Here is a 19,006-nt window from a genome sequence, read left to right on the forward strand (position 1 = left end):
ATCGGCTGCTGCCGTTCTCGCGCTGGTACGAGCACGCCGACACCGTCGAGCAGCCGGTCCGCAACATTCCCGGCGTGGCCAGCGCCCACATCGAGGGTGCGCTGGGCCGGTTGGTGGTCGACCTGGCCCCAGGCGCCGACAGCGACCGGGTGCTGGGCGCCGTCTGCGACACCGTGACCGAGGTAACCCGGGAGCTGGGCCGCCCGCGTGCGCAATCGGCACCGCGCACCGCGCCGTTCGCCGATCCGGGAAACCCGCTGGCGCTGCTGGTGCCGCTGACCGCGGCCGCGATGGACGTGGTGGCCATCGGCGCCGCGGTGACCGGCTGGGTGGGCAGGCTACCGGTCGCGCCGCTGGCGGCCCGCGGCGCCGCCGCCGTCGTCAGCAACCAGCCGCGCATCGTGTCGATGCTGGAATCGCGGCTCGGCCGGGTCGGCACCGATCTGGCGCTGGCCGCCTCCACCGCCGTCACCAATGGGCTCACCCAGGCGGTCGGCACCCCGCTGGTGGATCTGGCCCAGCGCGGCCTGCAGATCTCCGAGGCCGCCGCCCACCGCCGCCGCTGGGAGAACCGGGAACGGCAGCTGGCGTCGCCGCGGCGACCGCAGGCCGCGGTGGTTCCGATCATCTCCTCGGCCGGGGCCGGCTCGCAGGCCGCCCGGCACAACTCGGCGGCCACCGCGGCCGGGGAGGCCTCACACGTGGTGGTCGACGGCGCCATCGACTCGGCCATCGACACCGCCAAGGGGTCGATGTCGGGGCCGGTGGAGGAATACGCCGACCAGGCCGCCAACGCCTCGCTGATCGCCGCCGCGGGCGCGCTGCTGGCCGGCGGGGGCGCCGACGAGGCCGCCGGCGCGGTGCTGGCCGGGGTCCCGAAGGGCGCCTACCTAGGCCGGCAGGCGTTCGGCGCGGTGCTCGGGCGTGGCCTGGCCGACGCCGGGCAGCTGGTGTTGGATCCGGGCGCGCTGCGCCGGCTGGACCGGGTGAAGGTGATCGTCATCGACGGGGCGGCGCTGCGCGGGGACGTCCGCGCGGTGCTGCACGCCCGCGGCGACCTGCCCGGCTGGGACGAGGACCGCGTCTACGAGGTCGCCGACGCCCTGCTCCACGGCGAGCAGGCCCCCGACCCCGACCCCGACGAGCTGCCGGCCACCGGCGCCCGGCTGCGCTGGGTCCGCGCCCAGCCGTCGGCGGCGCCGGTACAGGGGCTGGAGCGCGCCGATCTGGTCGTCGACGGCGAGACCGTCGGCCGGGTCAAGGTCGGCTGGGAGGTCGACCCGTTCGCGGTGCCACTGCTGCAGACCGCGCACCGCACCGGGGCGCGGGTGGTGCTGCGCCATGTGGCCGGAACCCAGGATCTGACCGGCAGCGTCGCGGCCAGCCATCCCCCCGGCACGCCGTTGTTGAAGCTGGTCCGGGAGCTGCGCGCCGACCGCGGGCCGGTGCTGCTGATCACCGCGCTGCACCGCGACTTCGCCTCCACCGACACGCTGGCCGCGCTGGCCATCGCCGACGTCGGGGTGGCGCTCGACGACCCGCAGGCGGCCACCCCGTGGAGCGCCGACATCATCACCGGCACCGACCTGGCCGCCGCGGTGCGGATCCTGTCGGCGCTGCCGGTGGCCCGGCACGCCAGCCAATCCGCGGTGCGGCTCGCCCAGGGCGGCAGCACCCTAGCCGGGCTGCTGCTGGTCGCCGGCGACCCGCGCGGCACACCCGGTCCGTTGGCGCTGCGGCGCTGGCTCAACCCGGTCAACGCCGCCGGGGCAGCCGCCCTGGTCACCGGCACCCTGTCGGCGCGCAAGGTGCTGCGCCAGCCCGACCCCACTCCGCAGCCGTTGACCGCCTGGCATGCGCTGGACCCCGAGATCGTCTACTCCCGGCTGACCGGCTCGGCGCGGCCGCTGGCCGTCGAGATCGGTGCCCCGATCTGGCGCCGCACCCTGGAGGACATCGTCGATCACCCGGTGTTGGCACCGCTGCGCGGCCCGGCCACCCGGGTGGGCAAGCTGCTGATCGCCACTCGCGAAGAGCTCGCCGATCCGCTGACCCCGATCCTGGCGGTCGGCGCGGCGGCGTCGGCGATCTTCGGCAGCAACATCGATGCTCTGCTGGTCGCCGGCGTGATGGCCGCCAACGCCCTGGTCGGCGGGGCGCAGCGGCTACGCGCCGAAGCGGCGGTCGCCGAACTCTTCGCCGAGCAGGACACGCTGGCCCGCCGAGTGGTGCTGCCGCCGGTCGCAACGACCCAGCGCCGCCTGGATGCGGCCCGCCATGGCCGGCGCACGGTCACACTGACCGCGAAATCACTTCGCCCGGGCGACGTCATCGACCTGGCCGCCCCCGATGTGGTGCCTGCTGATGCGCGGCTGCTGACCGCCGAGGACCTCGAGGTCGACGAGTCGCTGCTCACCGGTGAGTCGCTGCCGGTGGACAAGCAGGTCGACGCGGTCGCCGTCGGCGACCCCGAACGGGCCAGCATGCTGTTCGAGGGCTCCGCGATCGTCGCCGGCCACGCCCGGGCGATCGTGGTCGCCACCGGTGCGGGCACCGCTGCGCGCCGGGCGCTTTCGGCGATCGCCGACGTCGACACCGCTGCCGGGGTGCAGGCCCGGCTGCGCGAGCTGACCGCCAAGGTGCTGCCGCTGACGCTGGCGGGCGGCGCCGCGGTGACCGGCTTGGCGCTGCTGCACCGCGCATCGCTGCGCCAGGCGGTCGCCGACGGGGTGGCGATCGCGGTGGCGGCCGTTCCCGAGGGTCTGCCGCTGGTGGCGACCCTGGCCCAGCTGGCCGCCGCCCAGCGGCTGTCCAAACACGGGGTGCTGGTGCGCACGCCGCGCGCCGTGGAGGCGCTGGGCCGCATCGACACGGTATGTTTCGACAAAACCGGCACCCTGACCGAGAACCGCCTCAAGGTGGTGCGTTCCGTGCCGCCGACGGCCACCGCCGACGACACCGGCCGCCTGGACACCCGGACGCTGCGGGCCGCAGCGCGGGCGTGCACGCAGCCGCGCGACGGCCAGGGCCACGCCCACGCCACCGATGAGGCCATTCTCACCGCGGCGGCCTCCGTAGCCGAAGAGGCTGATTCGGCATGGACGGTGCTGGCCGAGGTGCCCTTCGAGTCCAGCCGCGGCTACGCCGCCACCATCGGGCGAACCGATACCGATCGCCCGATGCTGCTGCTCAAGGGCGCCCCGGAGGTCATCTTGCCGCGCTGTCGGTTCGCCGACCCCGACGGCGACTACGAACGGGCCGAGGCGCTGGTGTCGCACCTGGCCGAGCAGGGGTTGCGTGTGCTCGCGGTGGCTCAGCGCCGCTGGGACCTACCGACCGCCGAGGAGTCCACCGACGCCGACGCCGTCGACGCCGCCGCGCACGAGTTGGAGCTGCTCGGCTTCGTCGGGCTGGCCGACACACTGCGGCCCTCGGCGCGGCCGCTGATCGAGGCGCTGGTCGAGGTCAACCACAAGGTGGTGCTGATCACCGGCGACCATCCGGTCACCGCACGGGCGATCGCCCGGCAGTTGGGCCTGCCGCCGGACGCCCCGGAGGTCACCGGGGCCGAGCTGGCGGTGCTCGACGAGGAGGGGTTCACCAACCTGGCCGCCGGCGCGCAGATCTTCGCCCGGGTCACCCCCGAGCAGAAAGTGCAGATCGTCGCCGCGCTGCAGCGCAGCGGGCAGGTCACCGCGATGGTCGGCGACGGCGCCAACGACGCCGCGGCGATCCGGATGGCCGACGTGGGGGTCGGCGTCAGCGGCCGCGGCTCGTCGGCGGCGCGCGGCGCGGCCGACATCGTGCTCACCGAGGATGATCTGGGGGTGCTGCTCGACGCTCTGGTGGAGGGCCGCGGCATGTGGACCGGGGTGCGCGATGCGGTCGGCGTCCTGGTCGGCGGCAACGTCGGCGAGGTGCTGTTCACGATCATCGGGACCGCGCTGGGATCCGGGCGGGCGCCCGTGGGCACCCGGCAGCTGCTACTGGTCAACCTGCTCACCGACATGTTCCCAGCGTTGGCGGTGGCCGTCACCCCGCAGTACCCGCAACCCGACGAAGATGAGGAACCCGACCGGGCGGAGGAGGAGGCCGAACGCGCCCACCAGCGGGCGATCCTGTCCGCGCCGGCGCCGTCGCTGGACACCTCGCTGATGCGCCACATCATCACCCGCGGCGCGATCACCGCCGCCGGCGCGACCGGCGCCTGGGCGATCGGGCGGTGGACGCCGGGCACGCAGCGACGCACGGCGACAATGGGATTGACCGCACTGGTGGGAACGCAGCTGGTGCAGACGCTGTTGACGCGGCGGCACAGCCCACTGGTGGTGGCGACCGCACTGGGCAGCGCGGTGGTGCTGGTCGGAATCGTCCAGACCCCGGGTGTCAGCCAGTTCTTCGGATGCACACCGCTGGGTCCGGTGGCCTGGGCCGGAGTGGGCGCCGCCACCGGCGCGGCCACCGTCCTGTCGGTGTTGGCGCCGACCGTGGTGGCGAACACGATCGGGATCGCCGACACCGATCCGCGTTAGCGCGGGTCATCCCGGGCGCCGGGCCGACGGATATACAGTCGCAGCGGCGTTATCGACGAGCTTCCGTCGGCAGCGGTGCGGCCCGTCTTCGGGAATACGGTCCTGAGAACCGTTGACCGGTATCCATCTTTAGGCAACTTAGCCACAAAAATTGAACTAGCGTTCCACTTGTCGGACGCGGCCAGTATGGTCGGCTCAATCGTGGGTCCGGTGTTTTCGCGGGAGGTCTGGTGGACGCGTTCGGCGTTCTGGGCGAGGTTCTGGATGACTACCAAAACTTCGTCGCGGGCTTTCTGGAGATCCAGGACGCCCAGATCCGGACGAAGGTCGAATCAGAGATCGCCGATGGGCTGCTCTGGCCGGAACCATGGCTGGCACTGAACCCAGCATTCGAATCGGGCGGCACCGTGGGTGATCTGATCGATCGCCAAGTCCTGCACCCCGACGCCGAGGGCATCTTTCGAACTCCGACCGGCCAACCCATCACCTTCCACCGCCACCAAGCCGACGCCTTCGAAATCGCCAACCGGGGCGAGTCCTATGTACTGACCACCGGTACCGGGTCGGGCAAGTCGATGGCCTACATCGTGCCGATCGTGGATCGGGTGCTGCGGGAAGGCTCGGGCAAGGGCGTGCGCGCCATCATCGTCTATCCGATGAACGCGCTGGCGAATAGCCAGTTCAACGAGTTGGAGAAGTTCCTCGGCGAGACCAACCCGAAGGTGACCTTCGCCCGCTACACCGGGCAGGAAGGCAGGGCTGAGCGAGAGGAGACGCTGAAGTCTCCACCGGACATCCTGCTGACCAACTACGTCATGCTCGAGCTGATGCTCACCCGCCCGCGGGAGCGTCAGGCGTTGATCGCAAGCGCTGAGAATCTGTCGTTCCTGGTGCTCGACGAGTTGCACACCTACCGCGGCCGCCAAGGCGCCGATGTGGCGATGTTAGTGCGCCGGCTGCGCGGGGCGATCACCCGCTCGAGCATCCAATGCATCGGCACCAGTGCGACACTCGCCGGCCCGGGCACCAAAGCCGAACAGCGGCAAGAGGTCGCGGAGCTGGCGACCCGGATCTTCGGCGTGCAGATCCCCGCCGTCAATATCGTCGGCGAGACCCTGCGCCGCGCGACAACCGGAGACGCTGAAACGACGGCGCTGCAAGACAGGCTCAGCGCGCCCACCCCATCAGCATGGGAACAGCTGCGGGCCGACCCACTGGCGGTCTGGACCGAGCAGCACTTCGGCCTGCGATACGACGACGAAGGCAACCTCACCCGCCGCCATCCGTCCAAACTCACCGACGCCGCCAAGCAGCTGAGTACCGACACCGGGGTCGATCAGCAGATCTGCCACGCGAAGCTGCAGGAGCTGCTGCTCGCCGGATCCCGGGCCCGCGACAGCCAGGGCCGCACCCTGTTCGCGTTCAAATTGCACCAGTTCATCGGCAAGGGCGACACCGTCTACACCACACTGGAGCCGCCCGCCGCCCGGCACCTGACCACGCAGTATCAGCGCAGCGCACCGGGCCGCCCGCTGGGACAGCCGCTGTTCCCGCTGGCATTCTGCCGCGAATGCGGCCAAGACTTCCTGGTTGTCAATCTGGAGCGCGGGCGGGAGAGCTTCAGCCCGCGCACCCTTCGATCTGATCTGGCCGAGGAGCCCGACGCCGAGGGACTGCTGTTCATCACCGAGACTCGGTGGCCCGATGCGCGCGACCCCGCGCTGCTTGACCTGGTGCCCGACGACTGGGTCGTCGACACCGGATCGGGCCGGGCCCTCGACAAGGCCAGGGAATCAAAGCTTCCCGCCTCGCTGCGGGTCGATGAATACGGCACGATCACCGACGACGGCATGCCGGTCGCGTTCTTCGAACAGCTGCACTTCTGCCCGTCGTGCAAGACCAGCTATGAAAGCGTCCGCCAGTCGGAGTTCTCCCGGGTCGCCAGTCTGGGCACCGAGGGGCGCGCCAGCGCGGTCACGGTGTTGTCACAGTCGGTGGTTCGCGCCCTGCGCCAGGAAACCGACCTCGACGACGTCGCCCGTAAGTTCCTGGCATTCAGCGACAATCGACAGGACGCCAGCCTGCAGGCCGGCCATTTCAATGACTTCGTGCTGGTTGGACTCATCCGGTCGGCGTTGTACCGCGCCGCCCGTGATCACGGGGGTCCGCTCACCGACGAGGATCTCGGCCCGAAGGTGGTCACCGCGCTCGGCGGCACCGGTCTGAAGTTTTTCGCCCGCGACGAGGACACCGCCGACGAACCGGTCCCGCGTAAGAAGATCGCCCGAGCCCTGCGCGATGTGGTCAGCTACCGGCTGTGGGCCGACCTTAAACGCGGTTGGCGCATCACCATGCCCAACCTGGAGCAGACCGGTCAACTCCGGCTGGCCTACGACGGCCTGGACGCACTGGCCGCCGACGAATCCAAGTGGTCGAGCCGCGGTGAGCCGCTGGCAAGTTCCGACCCCGCGGTGCGCCGCGATCTGATGCATGTGCTGCTCGACGAGCTGCGGCGAAACCTGTGCATCGAAACCGAGTTCCTCACCGAGGACAAGTTCGACGGCATGCGCCGTACCAGCCGGGAGTGGCTGAAGGATCCGTGGGCGATCTCCGAGGAGACCGGCACCTACAGCGGCACCGCCTACCCGGGCGGCCGGCCGAAGACGGCGGGAACGGGGGCCGACCTCTACCTGTCCGGGCTGGGTGCCTACGGACGCTGGCTGCGACGCCCCAACCGCTTCCCCGGGCACCCGCATCCGATCAAGACCGACGACGCCCAGTTGATCATCGAAGCGCTGATGGAGACCCTGGCCACGGCCGGAATCCTGGCGCGCGTCAAAGTCCCGAAACGCCCGACCGGATATCGGGTCCGCGCCGATCTCATCGAATGGCATCCAGGTACCGGCGAGCGCCGCGCACCGGATCCGCTGCGCGGCAACCAGGCTCAAGGCCGGGTCAATCCGTACTTCCGCGACCTGTACGCCGAAACCGCGCAGGCGCTGGTCGGGTTGGAAGCCCGCGAGCATACCGCCCAGGTGGAACCGGCCAAGCGGCAGAAGCGCGAGGACGAGTTCAGCGCCGCCCGGCTTCCCGTGCTGTACTGCTCGCCCACCATGGAACTCGGTGTCGACATCAACAGCCTCAATGTGGTCGGCATGCGCAACGTCCCGCCCACCCCGGCCAACTACGCCCAGCGCTCGGGTCGCGCCGGACGGTCGGGGCAACCGGCGATCGCGCTGACCTACTGTGCCACCGGAAACGCCCACGACGCCTACTACTTCCGGCGCAGCCAGGACATGGTCGCCGGGGCCGTCGCACCGCCTCGGCTGGAGTTGGGCAACCAAGATCTGGTGCGCGCCCACGCGCACGCCATCTGGCTGGTGAAATGCGGGCTGGACCTCAAGGTCAGCATGGTCGACCTACTCGACATCGACCAGCCCGGCCAGCCGCTGCGCCCCGAAGTGCTGGCGACCATCGAGTCCGCCGCCAGCCGCACCGCAGCCATCGCGGCGATCACGCAGGTGCTGTCCGCCACTACCGAGGTCACGACCGCGCAGTGGTGGTCGCCCAGCTGGGTCACCGAGACCGTCGAGCGTGCCCCCGCACGGTTCAACAGCGCCGCGGACCGCTGGCGCGGCTTGTACCGCGACGCGCAGACCGAACTGGACAACGCCAACACCACCCTGAAGACCATCGGCGCCTCGGAGGCCTCGAAACAGCGTGCGCGCGGCCGGATTTCGGAGGCTCGCGCCGCGCTCGACCTGCTCAAAGGCCAGGTCGACGACATCATGCAGGGCGACTTCTACACCTACCGGTATTTCGCCTCTGAAGGGTTCCTGCCCGGCTATTCGTTCCCGCGACTGCCGCTGTCGGCGTTTATCCCCGCCGAGCGGCGCACCCGCAACGGTGAGGGCGACTTCATCCAGCGTCCGCGGTTCATCGCGATCAGCGAATTCGGGCCCGGCGCGTTCATCTACCACGAGGGCGCCCGCTACCAGGTGACCCGGGTCAGCCTGCCCGCCCGCGAGGACGGCACCGGGGTCTCCATCACCGAGATCAAACGCTGCGGAGCCTGCGGCTATCTGCACGACTCGACCACGGTGGACCTATGCCAGCACTGCGGCAGTGCGTCGCTGGACACCATGTCCAACATGATGCGGCTGCTGTCGGTCAAGACCCGCCGCCGAGACCGGATCAGCGCCGACGAGGAAGAGCGCCAGCGTGCCGGGCATGAGATCGTCACCAGCATCCGGTTCGTGCCGCACGGCGAGCGTGCCGGGCAGCTCACCAGCACGATCAGCGCAGACGGCAGCCAACTGGGCACGATGACCTATGGTGACACCGCCCTGATCCGGCGGATGAACGTCGGGCTGCGTCGCCGCAAGGACAAGGACGTTCGGGGCCACGTCCTGGACACCGTGGACGGCCGCTGGTGCAGCGAGGCGGACCTGGCCCGCAACGTCCACGGGGAAGCGCCGCGCTACCAGCGGGTGATCCCGCACGTCGAGGACCACCGCAACGCCCTGCTGCTGCACCTGGATCCGTCGATCCCGACCGAGCAGCGCATGGCCGCCGCCTACGCCCTCAAACGCGGCATCGAGACCGTGTACCAACTGGAGGACAGCGAGCTGGCGGCTGAGGCCTTGCCAAGCAACACCGGCGATGACGCCTGGTCACGGCTGTTGTTCTTCGAGGCCGCCGAAGGTGGTGCCGGGGTCCTGCGCCGGCTGGCCACCGAGGACGGCCAGTTGCGCCAGGTGGCCCGAAAAGCATTGGAGATCCTGCACTTCGACCCCGACACCGGCGAAGACCGCAAACGCGCACCGCACGCCACCGAGGATTGTGCGCAGGCCTGCTACGACTGCCTGCTGTCGTATGCCAACCAGTGGGATCACCAGCACCTGGACCGGCACTGTGTCACCGAACTGCTGCGGCAGCTCGCCACGGCGACCATCGCCGTCGGAGCCGGCGGCGAGGAACGCTCCGAGCACTTGGCAAAGCTCACGCAAGCCTGCGACAGCGAACTGGAGCGCAGGTTCCTCACCCTGCTCGACGAGCACGGCTATCGGCTGCCCGACGATGCCCAGCAGATCGTCGACGGCTACTACGTGCGGCCCGATTTCGCCTACCACAACGCCGGAATGGATGTGGCGGTCTTCATCGACGGGCCCGTTCATGATTCCGCATACCAACACCAGAAGGACGAGCAGGCGCGGATGAAGCTCGAAGACGAAGCGGGTTGGCTGGTATTGCGATTCGGCTATCAGGACGCCGATGCGGGCTGGCTCAAGACCTTCGCCGAGAAGACCGACATCTTCGGTTCCCCGAAAGCGATCTGATGACGACCCTGGACTTCCCTGCCGGCGCGTTGGTCACGGCGCGCGGCCGTGACTGGCTGGTGCTGCCGGGCTCCCCCGATGGGGCACTGCTGGTCCGTCCCCTCGGCGGTCACGAGGACGAGACAACCGTGCTGTTGCCCGGGATCGACGACTTCGCAGCGGCAACCTTCGATCCACCCACCGTCGAGGACCGCGGTGACGCCACCCGGGCCCGGCTGCTGCGAGACGCGCTGCGGCTGTCGTTTTCCGCCGGCGGCGGCCCGTTCCGCTCGTTCGCCCGGCTGGCGGTCACCCCCCGCAACTATCAGTTGGTGCCGCTGCTGATGGCGGCCCGTCAGGACACGGTGCGGCTGTTGATCGCCGACGCGGTCGGCATCGGCAAAACGGTGGAGGCCGGACTGATCGCCGCGGAGCTGCTGGCCACCGGTGACGCGCAGCGGATGGTGGTGCTCTGCTCGCCGCAACTGGCGCCGCAGTGGCAGAGCGAGCTGCGACACAAGTTCGGCATCGACGCCCACCTGTTGCTGCCGTCGACGGTCAACCGGCTATCCCGCAGCGTCCCGTTCGGCTCGAATCTCTACCAGCACTATCCGCACCTGGTGATCTCCACCGACTTCATCAAACAGAAGACCCGCCGCGACGAATTCGCGCTGCACTGCCCGGAATTGGTGATCGTGGATGAGGCCCACACCTGCGTGCCCTCTGCCGGGACAGGCCACGGCACCCAGGCGCATCTGCGCAACATGCTGCTGCGCAGGCTCGCCGACGACCCGGCTCGCCATTTGCTGCTGCTGACCGCGACTCCACACAGCGGCGATGACACCGCCTGGCAGTCCCTGATCGGGCTGCTCGACAACCGCCTGGGTGAGCTGCCGGCGGACCTGTCCGGCAAGGACCGCGAGGACGACCGGAAGCTGCTGGCGCAGTTCATGATCCAGCGTCGACGCGCCGATATCCGCGAATACCTGGACGAGGACACCCCGTTCCCGCAGCGAGAGACCGGTGAAACCGCCTACAAGCTCACCGCCGGCTACCGCGCACTGTTCGACGACGTGATGGACTACGTCCGCGAACAGGTCACCGACCCGAAGCTGTCCGCGGTTCGCCAGCGGGTCCGCTGGTGGTCGGCCATCGCACTGTTGCGCTGCCTGGCCTCCAGCCCGGCCGCCGCCCAACAGACTTTGCTCAACCGATCTGCGGTGGCCGCCACCGCAGCCGAATCCGACGACGCGAGCCTCGTCGACGCCTACGCCGAACCCCGCGTGTTGGACTCCGATCTCGATGACACGACCGAGGCCGAAGACGTCACCGTCGGCTCGGACACCAGTGCCACCGACGACAGCCCCGACGCCGGCGCCCGAAAGCGGCTGCGGGAGTTGGCTGCCGCAGCGGACGCCCTCAAGGGACCGCGCAGCGACGCCAAACTCAAACGGGCCATTTCGCTGCTCAAAGACCTGCTCGCCGACGGGTTTCACCCGATCGTGTTCTGCCGCTTCATCCCCACCGCCGACTATCTCGGTGAGCACCTGGGTGCCGCCCTGGCCAAGGTGGGCGGGCTTAGGATCGAGGTGGTGAGCGGCACGCTGCCGCCGGAGGAGCGCGAGGACCGGGTCACGGCGCTGACGGCCCATGATGGCCCGCGGCTGCTGATCGCCACCGACTGCCTGTCGGAAGGCGTCAACCTGCAAGACGGATTCACCGCCGTCGTGCACTACGACCTGGCCTGGAACCCGACCCGCCACGAACAGCGGGAGGGCCGCGTCGACCGGTTCGGTCAGCAGGCCCCGGTGGTGCGCACCGTCACCTACTACGGCGAGGACAACGGCATCGACGGCATCGTGCTGCAGGTGTTGATCCGCCGCCACGAGCACATCAAACGCAGCATCGGGGTGTCGGTGCCGATCCCGGTCGACTCGGCCACCGTGATGAAGGCGATCTGGGAGTCGCTGTTGCTGCGCGGCAAGGACGCCGAACAGCTCACCTTGGACTTCGCTGCGGCCACCTCCGCCTCGCTGGCCGAGCAGGTCGAGGTCGCCTGGACCGATGCCGCCGAACGGGAGAAGGCATCCCGGTCACGGTTCCGCCAGGCCGGGCTCAAACCCGACACCGTCGAGCAGGCGCTGGTCGAGGTCCGCCGCGCACTCGGCGGGCCGGCCGACGTGGAGTCGTTCACCCGCACCGCGTTGTCGCTGCTGGGGGCGCCGATCAGCGACACCACCGACGGGTTCACCGCCCGCATCGACACCCTGCCCGCCGCGGTGCGAGACCAATTGCCGCCCACCAAGAATGCGACACTGGCCTTTCACCGGTCCCTGCCGGTGCCGCCCGGCCACCACGTGTTGACCCGCACCGACACCGCGGTGGAGGCGCTGTCGCGCTACGTGCTGGACGCCGCATTGGATGCCCGGTTGGATACGGCGGCCCGCCCGGCCCGACGCGCCGGGGTGATGCGCACCGGCGGCGTCGCCAAGGTGACCACCCTGCTGATGGTGCGCCACCGGTTGGAGATCACCCTGCCCGGCGCGGCGGCCACCATCACCCAGGTCGCCGAGGAAGCGCGGTTCGTGGCGTTCACCGCCAGCGGGGAGACGCTGACCTGGCTGCCGCAACCCGAGGTCGACGCCCTGCTGACGCTGAGCCCGTCCGGCAACGTCGACGACACCCTGGCCCGCCACCAGTTGGGACGTGCCCTGGACCGGCTGCCCGCCCTGGCTGAGCATCTCGCCACGACCGGCACCGACGCCGCGGCAGCACTGGTGTCCGAGCATCAGGCGGTGCGAGCCGCCGCAAAGGCCGGCGGCAAAACCCCCCGGGTGAAGTTCCTGCCACCCGCCGATGTGCTCGGTGTGTACGTCTTTCTGCCCGACGGGAGTTCGAGATGAGTCCGCCGGCGACGATGCAGAGCGCAGCGATGAGGAGGAGCGGCGCATGAGTACCGCATCGGTGTTCCGCGCGGTCCGCACCGTCGGCACCGCTTTGCCTGCCGAGGCGATCCCGCGGGCCAACGAGCTGCGACTACCCGGACAAAGCGCCGACGCCTACCAGCTGCCACCGGGCATGGCGATCAACGCCGCGATCGCCCGCGCGTGGGAGGCCATGCTGGGCGCCCACGCCAATTGGCATGCCGCGCTGGCGAAACTGCCCGACAATGACCCGGCCACCAAACTCACCCGCGACAAGTGGCTGCTGCCGCTGCTCTACGAGCTCGGCTGGGGCCGCCCCGAGGCGGTGAGCGGCGGGCTGGCGGTGCCGCCGGGGCTGGGCGAGACCGAGGCCCCGCACTTCCCGATCTCCCACCGGGTGTCGTGGCCGGATGCCGCCAATGCGGCGGCGTGGGCCCCGCTGCACCTGCTGGGTGCCGGCGTCGACTTGGACACCAAGACCCCGTCGGTGACCGCCCGCGCCCCGCAGGCCATGCTGCAGGACTACCTCAACCGCGAAGACCGCGCCCTGTGGGGGGTGCTGTCCAACGGGCGGGTGCTGCGGCTGCTGCGCGACGCCTCGGCGCTCACCCGCCAGTCGTTCGTCGAGTTCGACCTGGACGCGATCTTCACCGACCAGCTCTACGCGGATTTCCGGGTGCTGTTTTTGACCCTGCACGCCAGCCGGTTCGCACCCCGGCTCGACGAGAAGACCGCCAAGGCAGCACGGCAGGCCGCTGAGGAGCCCGACGACGGCGAGGACGCCGAGCTTGAGCAGGCCGATCCCAAGCTGGACAACTGCCTGCTGGAACGGTGGCGCACCACGGCCATCGACGACGGCGCCCGCGCCCTGCTGAACCTGCGCGACGGCGTGGCGCTCGCCCTGCAGGAGTTAGGCACCGGCTTCGTCTCCCATCCCGCCAACACCGCGCTGCGCGACACCCTGGCCGCCGCGGCCGACGCCGATAAGGATCTGCACCGCGCCCTGCTACACATCGCCTACCGGCTGATCGTGCTGTTCGTCGTCGAAGACCGCGACCTGCTGCACCCCGCCGACGCCTCAGAGCCGGCCCGCCGGCTCTACACCGACTACTTCTCCACCGCCCGGCTGCGCCGCCTGGCCGGCGAGCCGATCGGCGGCTGGCACACCGACCTGTGGGAGGCCCACCGGATCGTCACCGACGCCCTGGCCGGTGACGGCCTGCCGCAACTGGGGTTGCCTGGCTTGGGCGCGAGTATGTTCAGCCGCGACGCACTGGCCGTCCTGCACGGCGCGGTGCTGCCCAACCGCAACCTGCTGGCCGCGGTGCGCGCCCTGGCGCAGATCGACGACCCGGTCACCGGGACGCCCCGCCGGGTGGACTACCGCAACCTCGACAGCGAGGAACTCGGCGGCATGTACGAAGGCCTGCTGGCCTACACCCCGCGGTACCACGCCGACGACCGCACCTTCACCCTGGACATCGCGACCGGCAGCGACCGCAAGAAGTCCGGCTCCTACTACACCCCCTCCGCGCTGATCGCGCTGGTTCTCGACGAAGCCCTCGACCCGCTGATCGCCGAGGCGGTAACCAGCCCCGACCCGCAGCAGGCCCTGCTGGAGCTGACCGTGGTCGACCCGGCGTGCGGCAGCGGGCATTTCGTCGTCGCCGCGGCCCGGCGCATCGCCGCCGCGCTGGCCACGGTGCGCACCGAGGAGACCGAGCCGAGCCCGGCCGAGCTGCGCGCGGCCACCGCCGACGTCATCGAACGCTGCGTGTACGGGGTGGACCTCAACGACCTGGCCATCGAGATCACCAAGGTCGCGCTCTGGCTGGAGGCCTTCGACCCGGACCGGCCGTTCCCCTTCCTCGACGCGCATTTCCGGGTCGGCAACACGCTGCTGGGCACCACCCCCGAGCTGCTGCGCCACAACATCCCCGACACCGCATTCGTCGCACTCGGCGACGACGACCCCAACTGGAGCAAGAAACTCAAGGCCCGCAACAAGTCCGAACGCCAATCCGACGACCAGCTCACCCTGGCGTTGGGCACCGACACCCTCGATGTGGCCACCGGCCGGCTGACCAAGGCCGCGCTGGACGCCGACGCGGGCCACGCCGCCTCGGTCGCGGCGATGCGGGCCCGCGCCGACGCCTGGCGCCGGCTCGAAGAAGACCCCGAACTGATTGCCGCCAAACGCGTCGCCGACGCCTGGTGCGCGGCGTTCGTGCAACCCAAGACCGGGGCCATGACCTCGGGGCCGGGTATCACGCACGCGACTTTGCGGGCGCTGGCGGAGAATCCGGAATCGGTGCCGGACATCGTTACCCGGATGGTCGATGATCTGGCCCGCCAATACCGGTTCTTTCACTGGCATCTGGAGTTCCCCGGCATCTTCACCGTGTCCGACGATGGTGGTGCCGAAGCTGCCACAGGGTGGAGTGGCGGCTTCTCATGTGTGGTGGGCAACCCGCCGTGGGAGCGGGTGAAGATCCAGGACAAGGAGTTCTTCGGTAGCGCCGGGCGTTCCGACATCGAAGGTGCGGCGACCGCGGCGATCCGCAAGAAGATGATCGAGCAGCTCGCCGACATCGACCCCGGTCTGTACCGCAGCTACCGAGCGGCGCTGCGCCAATCCGACGGCACCGCACACCTGTTACTCAAAAGCGGCCGCTATCCCCTGACCGGGTGTGGCGATGTCAACACCTACAGCGTGTTCGCCGAGAACATGCGCACCGCCACCGGCCCGCAAGGCGCGGCAGGCATCATCACCCCGACCGGGCTGGCGACCGACAAGACCACCTCCGACTTCTTCCGAGACACCCTCAGCAGCCACCGGCTGTACGCGTTCTACGACTTCGACAATGAGGCCAAAATCTTCCGTGACGTCCACCACGCGTACCGGTTCGCAGTCACCGCCATGACGGGAACCCAACGGCCGACACAGCGCACCAAGTTCGCCTTCCTCAACCGCCACATTTCCGACGTTCCCGACAAGCGATTCGAGCTGGCGGCCGCTGAAGTTCTCGCCCTCAACCCGAACACCGGAACTCTGCCGATGTTTCGCACCCGGGTCGACGCCGACATCACCCTCGGCATCTACTCCCGCCACCCCGTACTAATCCGCGACAACGACTCCCACGGCAACCCCTGGGACCTGTCGTTCATGCGAATGTTCGACATGGCGAACGATGCCGGACTGTTCCACCAGCCCGACGACCTCACCGACGCCACCTTCAACGGCTGGTCCTACGAGCGGGACGGCGTCGAATACGTGCCGCTGTACGAGGCGAAGATGCTCAGCCACTTCGACCACCGCTTCTCCACCTACAAGGACGCAACCCAAGCCCAGTTGAATCTTCGTGCGCTGCCACGGTTGACTGATCACCAACATGACGACTCAGATCTCGAACCCCTCGCACGGTATTGGGTCAAGCGGTCAGAAGTAGACGCTGCACTCGAAGACCGTTGGGATAGGTCGTGGCTACTCGGATGGCGCGACGTCACAAAAGCCGAGCAGATGCGAACGATGATCCCCTGCGTTTTCCCGCTCTCCGCAGTCGGGCACGTGTTCCCCGTTGCCTGCGTTCCCGCAATAACAGATGCCGCGAATCTGCATGCAACATGGTCGAGCCTGACGTTCGATTACGTTGCCCGGCAGAAGCTCGCAGGCACCCACATGACGTACAACATCCTCAACCAAGTTGCGGTGCCCAGACCCAGCGACTTCAACCAACCGACAACCTGGGACCACAACACCGCCCTCGCCGACTGGCTCCTCCCCTACATTCTGGAACTCTCCTACACCTCATGGCGTTTACAGCCCTACGCCCAAGACCTCGGCGATAGCGGCCCGCCGTTTCGCTGGGACTCCGAGCGCCGCGCCCTGCTGCGCGCCGACCTCGACGCCGCCTTCCTCCACATCTACGGCTTGCGCCGCGACGAGGCCGAGCACGTCCTCGACTCGTTCTTCGTCGTCCGCAAATACGAGGAGCGCGACTTCGGCGAGTACCGCACCCGCCGCCTGGTGCTGGACGCCTATGACCGCATGGGCGCCGCAATCGCCAACGGCGGCGTCGGCTGGAAACCGCTGGCAGATGTCCCCGCCGGCCACGGACCTCGGCACTCGAACCGGATCCGGAGGTGATGGCCTTGAAAACGCCAGCCAAGGGACGACTTCATCGGCCACCGACTCGAGATGCCTTGACGCCTACCACGTCTGCGAGGGCGGCTGATGCTGATTCGTCAGCATGAACGAGACGTTGAAGAACTCCATGTCCAACTGGGGTTCCGGGAGACGATCACCAGCAGCGGGGCCGTTATGACGCTGCCCGCCGCAACCGCCGATCTTAAGAGCTGGGTGGCCGACCGACGCAAGTTCCTGTCCGTGCAGTACACCGACTGGATGCAGGTAATCGCCGATTTCCACGACAGCGCGGCTGCAACCGGGCCGAAACTGACTGGCGTCGTTACGCCGATTACTACCTGCATCGAACCAGCTCTACGAACGTTGCTGCATTCCAGCATCGCTGCCGATGGAACCCCCACCTACGGCATCGACAACGCCAAACGTGCTGATCTACTCACCCTTCTGGAACAGCTTGTGACCGAGTTGGGTAGCGACGCAGCGATTATCGCGGCGTGGCGAGACCTGGTGAAGTCGGCGCAGCGGTTGAGCCGGGCCGTCGATGAGGTCTCGTTCCGTCGTGACACCCTCTTCGCGGTGGCGCAGGGCCGAAACCTCGATGTCATTGGTAGCTTCGGCCTATTCAGCAGCCTGAGAGAGGTTCTCACTGATACCCCCAGCGCGGTGCAGCGAGAGCTGGACGACGAAGCTGGGGTCGAACACAAGCCGGTCTTTCCGCCAAACTGGGAACCCACCGGGGTCCCGACCTGGCGGCGTCTGCAGCTTTGTGAGCGGATCCTCACGCGTGAGCCGTACCGAGGAGACTGCATCGTCTGGCTGCGGCTTGCACCGACTTCGCTGCCCCACCACGAGGTCACGCACGGTCAGGTAGCGTTTTACAACGCCTCCTACCTGAGCGCCTGCGTCGGGCATCCCGAATTCGCCGACAACTTCAGGACTCCACCGACCGAACTCCTCAACCCTGTCCTTCCAGGACACGAACCTATCTTGCGCGCGGGTGAGGTTGAGTGGGAGAACGACTGGAACATGGCCTATGCACGGGTAGTTCTTCCCGATACCGAGCTGCACACGGCTGAAGCGAAGGCGCGAACCCTCGTCGAAGCGCTGAAATCAGTCAACCATGCTGCAAAAGACACCTGGAAAATCTTGAATGGCTCGATCCTGTTTGTCGACGGAGAACGTCGATCAAGACTTTCTTGGGGCCCCAAGCACGACATTGCTGAACGGTACTATCCGGAGAACGATTGGATGGGCCGCGACATCGAAAACATGTCTCGCTTCGACCGCCCGCTAGATACCCAATCCATGCAGGATCTCCAAGCCGCAATCCAACTGAGCACAGCCCTCAAAGCGGCGGCCGACGAAAGTCCCCACGCCGTCGTCATGACTGCGGTCCGCGCCATCGAGCACGCAAACGCCTGGGCCACCAGCGGGGTCAAGAACTGGGCCGACTTCGCTTCCAGCTACCTCAAGAAGGATCAGGCCCGGATTCGGTTTGTCGAGTTCATCAGCTACTTCATCCGGAGCGCGATTGACAGCGTGCCCGATCGACGGCCAGGCGCTCCCGCCCAGAGCGAACTCTTCGAAATTCGGTCTCGGTTAGAACGATTCGTGTGGCCGCACGATGTCTTCCACGTCCGGGGCGCCGTCGATGAAGTCAGTGCCCTGCGAAGGATCTATGCAGACCATTGGCTGGCACGCGGGCTTGGGGAGCTTGAAACTGCGCTAGCCACACCGGCAGGCATGTATGCAAGACTTGAGGAATACGGTCAGCGATTCGACCGGCATTTGAAACGCCTTAGGCGGCTGCGCAACTCTGCGATCCACGGCGGGCCCGTTTCCGATGCGGGTTGTGAATCTGTCGCGACGTTCGCCTTCAACTTGGGCCATCAGTGCCTCAATGAAGTCATGCGAGCGTTACTGACCGGCCACGAGATTTCGTCGCACATGGATGAATACCGAGCGAACCACATCGAAAGATTCGAACGCATCAGAACCGTGGGCGATGTCGACGCGCTGTTCGTCCGAAGCAAATATGACGCAGACCCAACACCAACTGAAGCAGGCGGTGAATGAGCAGACAGT

Annotated in this window: 4 protein-coding genes and 1 pseudogene; all 5 read left to right on the plus strand. The window is 68.5% G+C overall.

Going from position 1 to position 19,006, the window contains the following annotated elements:
* Positions 1 to 221 precede the first annotated feature (221 nt).
* Positions 222 to 4,532 (plus strand): annotated as a pseudogene (locus ACAG20_RS04135) (HAD-IC family P-type ATPase); the annotation flags it as partial.
* A gap of 230 nt (positions 4,533 to 4,762) precedes the next feature.
* Positions 4,763 to 9,871 (plus strand): DEAD/DEAH box helicase, encoded by a 5,109-nt coding sequence (locus ACAG20_RS04140; RefSeq protein ID WP_370491618.1) that lies wholly within the window; start codon positions 4,763 to 4,765, stop codon positions 9,869 to 9,871.
* Positions 9,871 to 12,753: a helicase-related protein gene (locus ACAG20_RS04145; RefSeq protein ID WP_370491619.1), complete on the plus strand. Its 2,883-nt coding sequence runs from the start codon at positions 9,871 to 9,873 to the stop codon at positions 12,751 to 12,753. Before ACAG20_RS04140 ends, ACAG20_RS04145 begins: the two co-directional genes overlap by 1 nt.
* 46 nt (positions 12,754 to 12,799) lie before the next feature.
* Positions 12,800 to 16,921, plus strand: coding sequence for a DNA methyltransferase (locus tag ACAG20_RS04150; RefSeq protein WP_370491620.1), 4,122 nt, complete (start codon positions 12,800 to 12,802; stop codon positions 16,919 to 16,921).
* Positions 16,922 to 17,008: 87 nt separating this feature from the next.
* Positions 17,009 to 18,997, plus strand: coding sequence for a hypothetical protein (locus tag ACAG20_RS04155; protein WP_370491621.1), 1,989 nt, complete (start codon positions 17,009 to 17,011; stop codon positions 18,995 to 18,997).
* Positions 18,998 to 19,006 lie beyond the last annotated feature (9 nt).

Source organism: Mycobacterium sp. pW045 (assembly GCF_041287085.1).
GTDB lineage: Bacteria > Actinomycetota > Actinomycetes > Mycobacteriales > Mycobacteriaceae > Mycobacterium > Mycobacterium algericum_A.